This is a genomic window from Microcystis sp. M113S1 (genome assembly GCF_020246945.1).
Lineage (GTDB): Bacteria > Cyanobacteriota > Cyanobacteriia > Cyanobacteriales > Microcystaceae > Microcystis.
This window is the reverse complement of the sequence record NZ_JADBSA010000335.1, coordinates 1-9,201: the sequence shown is the minus strand read 5'-3', so window position 1 is coordinate 9,201 and position 9,201 is coordinate 1. Positions and strand designations below refer to the sequence as shown.

The following is a 9,201-nucleotide window of genomic DNA, read 5'->3' as shown; positions in this document are numbered from 1 at the left end:
GCCCGAATTCCCACGGGTAAGGTCGGTAAACCCATTTCTAACACCCGACGCATCACACAGGCGTGGTTATGGTGGGAGCCTTCGTACTCAAAACGCATATCGCCATGGGCATCAATTTGAACCACCGTAAAAGGTTCCGATCAAGCTTGCTGGTAAGCTTGTACTACTCTCGTAGTGATAGCGTGTTCACCCCCGACGGCGACGACAAATTTATCATCGGCGATTATTGGTTTCCTGCGGGCGATAATCTGGAAATATAGCCATCAGTTAGGCTGCTTCATACTGCTGTAACAAAAAACAACTATCCCCCAATAGCGATCGCTAAAGGTCGAATAATTATCAATTTTTTTTATCAAGGGGTGCGGTCAGATCTAGGAATCATCGCTAGAATAAGCCTATTTGTCAAGAATTTAGTTAAACAAGGTTTTTGGCAAGATGCTAATCTGGCTAACAAGCTTTTGGGGGTGATATAGGGAAAACTTCTGGTGATAGTTGACCCATATTGTTACTCTGGAGAGTTTTGTACAGAAAGTTGACCTATAATATCTAGTTATATTTTCAAGAGAAGAGAAAAAATGTTATCAACACTTCTAAGTAAAGCCGTACAAAAAGCTCAAGAACTACCAGAAGCAATTCAAGACGAACTGGCAGCGCAGTTTATTGAAGACATCGAAAATGAAATCAAATGGCAAGAAACATTATCTAAACCCCAAGACAGCTTAATTCTCAAAGAACTTGCTCAGAAAGCTATTGCGGATTCAGAAAACGGACAGACTGAAGAAATGGGATTTGATGAGCTATGAAGTCGGAACTAAATCCAGATTTCGTCGGCTTATTTCAACAGCTACCAGAAAGAGTGAAAAGAACAGCCAGAAAAAATTACAAGTTATGAAAAGATAACCCAAGTCATCCAAGCTTAGAATTTAAGGAGGTCAATCAAGAAGACCAGAACTGGTCAATCAGAGTCGGTATAGGTTGGAGAGCGCTAGGAAGAATCAAGAATAAGAATGTAATTGTTTGGTTTTGGATAGGCTCTCACGCAGAGTATGACAAATTGTTAAAGAAGTTGTGAACCAAGAAACATAACAAATCACCGCACCCGAAATAATAGTGAAATTTTGTGACAAAGTGCAGTCATATCTAAGAATCTTTGCTACGATTCCAGAAAGCTTCTGTGATAAGTTTCCTTAAAGGAGATTGTTGGCAGTAAGCTAATCTGGCTAACACGCTTTTGGGCGTGATATAGGGAAAACTTCCGACGATTGCGCCTAAATAGAGTGATATGCCGAAAGTTGACCCAGATCGTTACTCTGAAGAGTGTTATACGGGAATTTTCTGTATAATCCTATAGTCAGGCATAAAATTAAGAGCGAGGGAGGCTATGAGACTTTTTTGTTAAAACAACCTAATCATACCGAGTTAATGGAGATGGATTAATGAATGATATTTACAACTTACAACGTTTTGAGAAAGCGCAAGATTCAGTTTATGAAGAAGTTCTCGTGGAACTAAAGCGAGGACATAAAAGCCAACATTGGATCTGGTATATATTTCCACAGATTAAAGGTCTAGGCCAAAGCGAAATGGCGCAAAAGTTTGCAATAACATCCCTAGAAGAAGCTGAGGCTTACTTAGAGCACCCTGTTCTGAGTTTGAGATTGAGAGAGTGCACTCAACTTGTAATCAATGTAGAAGGACTTACAGCCGAACAAATTTTTGGCTATACTGACACCCTGAAGTTTCGAGCTTCCATGACGTTGTTTATGCATGCTACGAAAGACAATAAAATCTTCAAAGACGCTATTTTCAAGTATTTCGAAGACAAGCTTGACCAATTAACTCTCAGCATCTTGAAAAATTCATAGGTTTTTGTGACTGATGTGTTCATAAATCAAAATCATATTGATTGTTGATCAACTTGGGATAAATCATTATTAAACTTCCTAGTTTCGAGTAAATATTAGCCAAAGAATTTGCATGTTCCAATTTTTTGAAAAACAAAAATACTCAGTTATTATTGGCGCATTTGGTTTTCTTCTAGTTATTATCAGCTATTTTGACGTTGCAGATATAGCCAAGTTGCAAATCTCAAGGGCTACAAGTCCAGTTTTTCCACTTTATGTGCTAGGGATAATCCTAATCCTAATTTCCATCTGTCTTTATATTTTTGAAGAAGATTCATTAGCTCGTATTTTTGGAAAATCTCCTGTTGGATGGCTAACGCCTGGAAAAGTCAATAAACTGAAAAGTGGCTTCAGTTCAACTATTAACATGTCGACGATAAACATCATTTTTGGAAGAATAGATGTAATTGAGGGTAATGCCGAAAAAAGCTTGATCGTATTGCCAGCCAATGAATTCTTCGATGATGAGTGCATAAGGGATAAAGTAAGTGCATTAGGTGCATTCATGCAGGCAAAATATCCAAACCAAATAGAGGAAATCAAGAAATTGATCGACGATAAACTGAAAGATTTACCGTTCGTGGAAGTAGAGAAAAAAGCGGGTAAGTTCCAGAAAAGCTACGATATAGGAACTGGTGTTTTTCTTGATCAAATACTATCAACTAAGCATAAAATTCTCCTTGTTTCAGTTACTACAATGAGAGCTGGCGAAGGATTGCGAGCAGAAATGTCCTACATTTTTAGAGCCGTAAAGGAAACTCTGAGTATAGCGGCTGACCAAAGACTTAGTTCAGTGTATATTCCTTTGATTGGTTCAGGCCATGGAGGGCTAAAAAAAGAGGTTTCACTTTTGGCTATGCTACTAGCAGTTTGTGAAGTACTATATCGACCATATGGACACAATGTAGAAGAATTTAACATTATTATATTTCAAGCTAGCGAGAAGGATAAGCCATCTATCTCCTCAGAAGTTGTTAAGCACCTACTGAAAACCACTACAGGAATGTTCCTGTAATCCTTCAAGGTATCAGTGCGATCGCTGCTCTGGTAGTGCAGTAGGTGGTTTAATTGGTGGTGTGGTTGGTCTGGTTTTTGGTCCTTCGGATAATGTAAATTCACAGCGATCGCTGTAGGGTGCGTTCCCTAATGTGGCTCCTACTGCTCCACCGATCGATTTTTGGGGAACGCACCATGCACATTGATTGAAGCTGTAAGTCTAAATGCGATGCCGAAGGCACTGCGTAGCAGTACGCCAATCTTGTAGAGAGGTAGTAGGATGAGCTAATGCCCATCCTACAGACCTGTAAGATATTATGGAGAGGTTTCCAGAAGTCAAATCCCAATCGGGAGTTAGTATATGCAAGCAATCCTTTTAAGCCGTGAAGAAGTTGCTCAACGTGCAGAGAAACTGTACGAAAGCAGAATCCGCCAAGAGGTGGAAGTTGAAGAAAACATTGGCAAGATGGTCATCATTGACATTGAAACAGGTGACTATAAAGTTGATGAAAATGGCTTACACGCTGCCGACTTATTGAGCGAGAAACACCCCCATGCTCGGCTCTTTGGGATCAAAATTGGCTACAACGTTGCTGCCGCTTTTGGTGGGGGTATTATGGAGCGTGTAGTTAAGTGATTTCAGGTATTGTGGCTAATGGACACCCGATCATCACTATCCCATTTCGGATTCCAAATCGCGCTGACTTTCCGATTGAGTTTGTAGTAGATACAGGATTTACAGATGAGCTTTGTTTGCCACCCGAAGCAGTAGCATTACTGAATCTTCCTTTCAGGTACGATATGCGTGCGAATTTAGCAGACAACAGCCAAGTAATGCTCCCTCTTCACAAAGCAATTATTATCTGGAATGGTGAGGAGCGAGAAACTCGTGTATTTGCAACAGGGCGGCGACCTTTGGTTGGAACTGCTTTATTAGATAGCCATGAACTTGTGATTCAGTTTACGGAAGGTGGGTTGGTAACAATTGACAAATTGTAGTTCTCAGCATTAGCGCAAACGCAGGCTAACTTCGCCGTTATACTGAATCGGTTTTTAATAGCATGATTAACTCCCAATCCAACTTTAAAAACCCGCTCTCCCCCATACCTGTTAAACGAGATTTAGGACCAGAGCGATCGCTAGATTAAGGGTTAAGTAATGTTAAGATCATAATTCTTCAAGAAGAAAGCGCATGATCGCCGCGTAACTGTAGTCAAAAATACCAAATTTTGCCCAAGTCACAATACAGTAGGGATCAAGCGCATTCGATCGAAGCAAGAATTTTCTCCCCAGTATCTATGAATCAATCAGAAAGTTGCGGTAAGGTCTATCTCGTCGGTGCGGGTCCCGGAGATCCCGGTTTGTTGACCTTAAAAGCGAAAGTTCTCTTAGAAAATGCCGATGTTGTCCTCTATGATGCCCTAGTCAGCCCCTCGATTCTAGCCATGATTAACCACCGGGCCGAACAAATCCATGCGGGTAAGCGTCGCGGTCGTCATTCTCTGGTACAGGAAGAAATCACCGCTTTACTGATCGAGAAGGCCCAGACTAATACCGTGGTTGTTCGTCTCAAGGGGGGTGATCCCTTTGTTTTCGGTCGCGGGGGTGAAGAAATGCTCGATCTGATCGCGGCTGGAATTAGCGTCGAGATCGTGCCGGGGATCACTTCAGGAATTGCCGTGCCTGCCTATGCCGGTATTCCCCTCACCCATCGCAATTATAGTTCTTCCGTTACTTTCGTCACCGGCCACGAGATGGCGGGTAAATATCGTCCCCAGGTTAACTGGTCAGCGATCGCCCATGGCGCAGAAACAATTGTCGTTTACATGGGTGTGCATAATTTACCCTATATTATCGGCGAGTTAACCAAGGCCGGCAGGAGTCCAGAAACACCGATCGCCCTGATTCGCTGGGGAACAACACCGCAACAACAGCAATTAATCGGTACTTTCACCACGATTATGGACCAGATCGAAGCCACCGGCTTTGAAGCCCCAGCGATCGCTGTTATCGGTGCAGTGGTGGACCTTCACGATCTCTTACAAGCGGGACAACCTTTGCTCTCCAGGACAATCCCCCCCACCCCCATTTCTCTCTGATCCGGTTCCCATGCGTCAATATCAAAAATCCCTGACAATTGCCACCAGTCCCAAGAATTTCCATCGTCTTACTGCCCCCATAGAAGCGATCGTGGCTGAATCAGGCATAACGACGGGATTATGCAGTATATTTGTCTGTCACACCTCCGCTTCTTTGCTGATCCAAGAAAATGCCGATCCCGATGTTCTCACCGATTTGGCCAATTTCTTCGCTAAGTTAGTCCCAGAAGATAGCAGTCTCTACTATCACTCTACCGAAGGGCCAGACGATATGCCCGCTCATATTCGCTCGGTCCTCACCCGGACATCGGAACAAATCCCGATCGCTAGGGGTAAATTAGTTTTAGGGATCTGGCAAGGTATCTATCTCTGGGAACACCGTCAGAGTCGTCACCAAAGGCAAGTGGTGGTTCATATCACGGGGGTCTGAAGCGTTGCGTATAGTTTTGTAATAGAAACTTTACTCGCACCCCTCATCGGAGTAAGATTTTTTCCGTGTACGATCAAATTGTTCGCTTTTTGAACAAAGAACTTCATATTTCGTAACAAAAGGAAACAATTTATGCGAAAATTGTTCGCTCTGGCCCTGGTGCTATCTCTCTGGTTCACCTTTGCCGCTCCAGCGTCGGCTGATTTGTCCAATCTGACCCCTTGTAGCGAAAATCCCGCTTTCCTACAAAAAGCGAAGAGTTTCCGCAACACCACTCCTGACCCCGAATCGGGAGCCAAACGCGCTCAAACCTACTCCCAGGCTCTCTGTGGACCGGAAGGCTATCCACACCTAATTGTTGATGGTCGTTGGGATCACATGGGCGATTTCTTTATCCCTAGCATCCTATTCCTGTACATTGCCGGTTGGATCGGTTGGGTTGGTCGGGCCTATTTAATCGCCGTGCGCGACAGTAAAGATGCCGAAATGAAGGAAATCATCATCGATGTTCCCCTCGCTTTGAGCAAAATGTTAACGGGGTTCCTCTGGCCGTTGGCGGCTTTACAAGAAGCCACTTCCGGTAAATTAACCGTTAAGGATTCGGAAATTACTGTTTCCCCTCGTTAATTTTTGTGTCAAACCCTTGACTTTTTATTCCCTAGGAGAACTCAGATGGAAGGACTTACTAAATTTCTCTCGTCCGCACCCGTGTTAATTATGGCGCTGCTGACTTTCACCGCCGGGATTTTAATCGAATTTAATCGCTTTTATCCCGATCTCTTATTCCACCCGCTAGGTTAAAGGCAATCTCAGGTGATTAAAGGGGATACAGAGTCCACTGTATCCCTTTTTAAGGGCAACGATCGGAGGGATTGGGGGAATATTAAGAAAAGAAAGACACTGGAGACGACAGGCTCTAAAAATCGATAAGATACAGGTGTCTGTAACCACAGAGGTGGGACAAACCATGCTGTTAGATAGAGATTTGATGCTAGGAAAGCGGCTGCGCTATCAAGAATTACAAGAAAAATTAAAAGAGATTTGGCAGGGAGAAAACGTTCCCGAATCCGATGAATGGGATTATGATATCCTAGTTGTCCCTTCTTTTAGTATCGATCAGAGAGTCGGTCAAAAAGTAGCGGGTTTTTTACATTACGAAGAAAGATTATTGTTTTCTCTGATTCGGTTGCGACACCCGAAAACTCGTTTAATCTATGTAACAGCGCAGCCACTTTCGCGGATGGTGATTGATTATTACCTGCAATTGTTGCCGGGGATTCCTTTTTCCCATGCTAATAATCGTCTGTTATTACTGACAACTCACGATAGCTCTTTTCAACCTTTAACCCAAAAAATTTTGGAAAGACCGCGCTTAGTAGCAAGAATCCGGCAAGCGTTGCGTCGAGATCGTGCCTACATGGTTTGTTTTAATTCTACTAATTTAGAGCGAGAATTGTCTTTACAATTAGATATTCCTTTATTTGCCTGTAGTCCAGACTTATTGTATTGGGGTTCTAAAAGTGGCAGTCGCGAGATTTTTGGTCAAGGCAATATTCCCCATCCTGACGGTAGTTTACAGGTAAATACGGTCAAGGATTTGTTATACGAAGCCGCTAGTTTGTGGTCCCGTCAACCGCAACTAAAACGCATGGTAGTTAAGTTAAATGAGGGGTTATCGGGAGAAGGAAATGCAGTTTTAGATTTACGTCCTTTAGCGGGAATTGTTGATAGTAACAGTCTAGATTTAAGCGAGAGAATGAATCTCTTGGCCAAACAATTAGAGAAGATGAGTTTTCAAGCAAGGGATGAAAATTGGGAGAGTTTTTCTGGCAAAATTGCTGAATTAGGGGCAATTGTCGAAGCTTTTATTGAAGGAGAAGAAAAGCGATCGCCGAGTGTGCAAGGTTATATTACACCCACGGGAGAAGTGAATATTCTTTCCACTCACGATCAAATTTTAGGGGGTCCCGATGGTCAAATTTATCTAGGTTGTCATTTTCCTGCCGATGAAAATTATCGCCTACAATTACAGAAATTAGGCCTAAAAATAGGTGAAATTCTGGCAGTCAAGGGGGCAATTGAACGCTATGGGGTTGATTTCGTCGCTGTGAAAAATCCAGAAACTTTAGTCTGGGATTTACAGGCGATCGAAATTAATCTGCGAAAAGGAGGAACCACCCATCCTTTTATGACTTTGAAGCTTTTAACTAATGGTGAATACGATCGAGAAACTGGATTATTTTTCAGTCAACCTCACCAAGAAAAACACTATATTGCCTCCGATAATCTCCACAAACCCCAATACAAAGGTTTACTTCCCGATGATTTAATGGATATTATTGCTAAACATCGCTTACATTTTGATAGTAGCAGTAAAACAGGAACAGTTTTTCATCTCATGGGTGCGCTGTCAGAATTTGGTAAATTAGGGTTAACTTGTATCGGTAATTCTAGTGAGGAAGCTGCGGCAATTTATCAGCGTGTGGAACAGGTGTTAGATTGGGAAACAGAGCAGAGTTCCATAAATTTAGGTTATTATTATTCTGGATTACCGATCACTTGGATATAACTAGACTGATTTACTGGGTATAATTTTTTGTTTCAGAGATTTAATCATCCAAGCAGGCAGTTCTAAAAATTGATAGATAGCTAGATTCCAAAGATAGCCATACTGAGGGAATTTTCTTAATAACATAACTTCCGATAAAAAGTAAAATCGCCAAGTTCTTCGGTATTCAGGAGGATTATCTTCAATTCGTATTTGTTCGGGATAATTCGGCAGCCAGTGACCGATTACTCGCTCTTTTTCAAAATATTTAGCCTGAATATATAAACCTAGTAATCTATCTAAACACCAAAAAGGAATATATTTAATCGGACCAAATAAGTTCATGAGATTAGTAATTTCTATCGTCGCTACTTGCACAAGTTCACTTTTCCAAACTTTTTTATCAAAATTTTCTAAATGGGGACCATTTTGATCGCGACGTTGATTGAGAAAAACTTGGGGATTAAAAGGATTATCTAAAGGAGCGATCGGTAGTTCTAATAAATATTTGTTATCTTTAAATAAGTTACTATTATTCTCTCTTCTGCTACAGATAGCTAAACTTTTTACATCGGGAATTGTTGGCCAAGAACTCTCTAATTTTTCTCGTTCACCGTAGGGAAATTCACATCTGGCTAATCGTAATACCCAACTATTGGGAAAGCGGTCAAAATACTCTGTGACTAAGGTGACGATCTCCGGGTGTAAATATTCATCGCAATTGATTGTGAGAATATAAGTACCTCTGGCATTTAAAAATCCTGTACTTCTTTGAATAATTTCACCCCGTAAAGCACAGACAATCTGTTTCATGCGCGGATCATTCACCGGCGAAGGTTTGACCCCGGGAGGATGAACTAAAATAAATTCTATATCTCCCTTGACTTTCAATAATTCTCCTAGCCAATGTTCGCTAAATCCCTCACGCATCGGGATAACGATCGATAGAAAAGTATTGGACATTCTTTAGATTTGGTTGTGATTTATCAAAGTTGTCTTGACCGCGATGCACTTAACTGGTTTAAATAGTTTCTAAATAGGGTCTGCTGAAAAAGTTTTTCGGTGGGGGTTGGGGGTTGGGGGATGGGGGTTGGGGGTTGGGGTGTGGGGTGTGGGGTTTTACCCATTTTCAGGTGGTCAATTACCTAATTTTCAGGGAAAAAGTCCCTGAATTTTCCCCCCAATCACTCCAAGGGTCGGCACTTTTTGAGGGAAAAAAAGTCT

Annotated in this window: 12 protein-coding genes and 2 pseudogenes; 12 read left to right on the top strand and 2 right to left on the bottom strand. The window is 41.9% G+C overall.

Going from position 1 to position 9,201, the window contains the following annotated elements:
• Positions 1-227, bottom strand: a pseudogene (locus tag IM319_RS16715) (arginase family protein); the annotation flags it as partial.
• 348 nt (positions 228-575) lie between these two features.
• Between IM319_RS16715 and IM319_RS16710 the strand changes: the two are divergent.
• From IM319_RS16710 to IM319_RS16660, 11 genes and pseudogenes are all read left to right on the top strand, one after another.
• Entirely contained in the window at positions 576-803 is a 228-nt protein-coding gene (locus tag IM319_RS16710; protein WP_286825503.1) for a hypothetical protein, read from the top strand.
• Positions 800-1,072: pseudogene (locus IM319_RS16705) on the top strand (hypothetical protein). The gene IM319_RS16710 and the pseudogene IM319_RS16705 overlap by 4 nt, the downstream one beginning before the upstream one ends.
• 364 nt (positions 1,073-1,436) lie before the next feature.
• On the top strand, positions 1,437-1,865 hold the full coding sequence (locus tag IM319_RS16700) for a DUF1810 domain-containing protein (RefSeq protein ID WP_287736338.1): 429 nt from the start codon (positions 1,437-1,439) through the stop codon (positions 1,863-1,865).
• A gap of 112 nt (positions 1,866-1,977) precedes the next feature.
• A complete protein-coding gene (locus tag IM319_RS16695; protein ID WP_287076101.1) occupies positions 1,978-2,919 on the top strand; it encodes a macro domain-containing protein in 942 nt (313 codons plus the stop codon).
• 342 nt (positions 2,920-3,261) lie between these two features.
• Positions 3,262-3,537, top strand: coding sequence for a hypothetical protein (locus IM319_RS16690; RefSeq protein WP_149985566.1), 276 nt, complete (start codon positions 3,262-3,264; stop codon positions 3,535-3,537).
• Positions 3,534-3,899, top strand: coding sequence for a clan AA aspartic protease (locus tag IM319_RS16685; RefSeq protein ID WP_159294728.1), 366 nt, complete (start codon positions 3,534-3,536; stop codon positions 3,897-3,899). Before IM319_RS16690 ends, IM319_RS16685 begins: the two co-directional genes overlap by 4 nt.
• Before the next feature lie 299 nt (positions 3,900-4,198).
• The gene (cobA, locus tag IM319_RS16680) at positions 4,199-4,999 is read left to right on the top strand and encodes a uroporphyrinogen-III C-methyltransferase (protein ID WP_287736337.1); all 801 of its coding nucleotides are present in this window, start codon (positions 4,199-4,201) and stop codon (positions 4,997-4,999) included.
• A 10-nt stretch (positions 5,000-5,009) separates the two neighbouring features.
• The gene (locus tag IM319_RS16675) at positions 5,010-5,429 is read left to right on the top strand and encodes a secondary thiamine-phosphate synthase enzyme YjbQ (protein ID WP_002757262.1); all 420 of its coding nucleotides are present in this window, start codon (positions 5,010-5,012) and stop codon (positions 5,427-5,429) included.
• A 132-nt stretch (positions 5,430-5,561) separates the two neighbouring features.
• Positions 5,562-6,056 (top strand): photosystem I reaction center subunit III, encoded by a 495-nt coding sequence (locus tag IM319_RS16670; protein ID WP_004163740.1) that lies wholly within the window; start codon positions 5,562-5,564, stop codon positions 6,054-6,056.
• A 45-nt stretch (positions 6,057-6,101) separates the two neighbouring features.
• Positions 6,102-6,230: a photosystem I reaction center subunit IX gene (gene psaJ / locus IM319_RS16665; RefSeq protein WP_002738148.1), complete on the top strand. Its 129-nt coding sequence runs from the start codon at positions 6,102-6,104 to the stop codon at positions 6,228-6,230.
• Positions 6,231-6,396: 166 nt separating this feature from the next.
• On the top strand, positions 6,397-7,998 hold the full coding sequence (locus tag IM319_RS16660; protein ID WP_287736341.1) for a peptide ligase PGM1-related protein: 1,602 nt from the start codon (positions 6,397-6,399) through the stop codon (positions 7,996-7,998).
• Here IM319_RS16660 and IM319_RS16655 read toward each other — a convergent pair whose 3' ends face one another.
• A complete protein-coding gene (locus tag IM319_RS16655; RefSeq protein ID WP_287736336.1) occupies positions 7,999-8,940 on the bottom strand; it encodes a transposase in 942 nt (313 codons plus the stop codon).
• Positions 8,941-9,020: 80 nt separating this feature from the next.
• Between IM319_RS16655 and IM319_RS16650 the strand changes: the two genes are divergently transcribed.
• Positions 9,021-9,201: hypothetical protein (locus IM319_RS16650; protein ID WP_287736340.1), on the top strand; the 181-nt coding region annotated here is incomplete at its 3' end.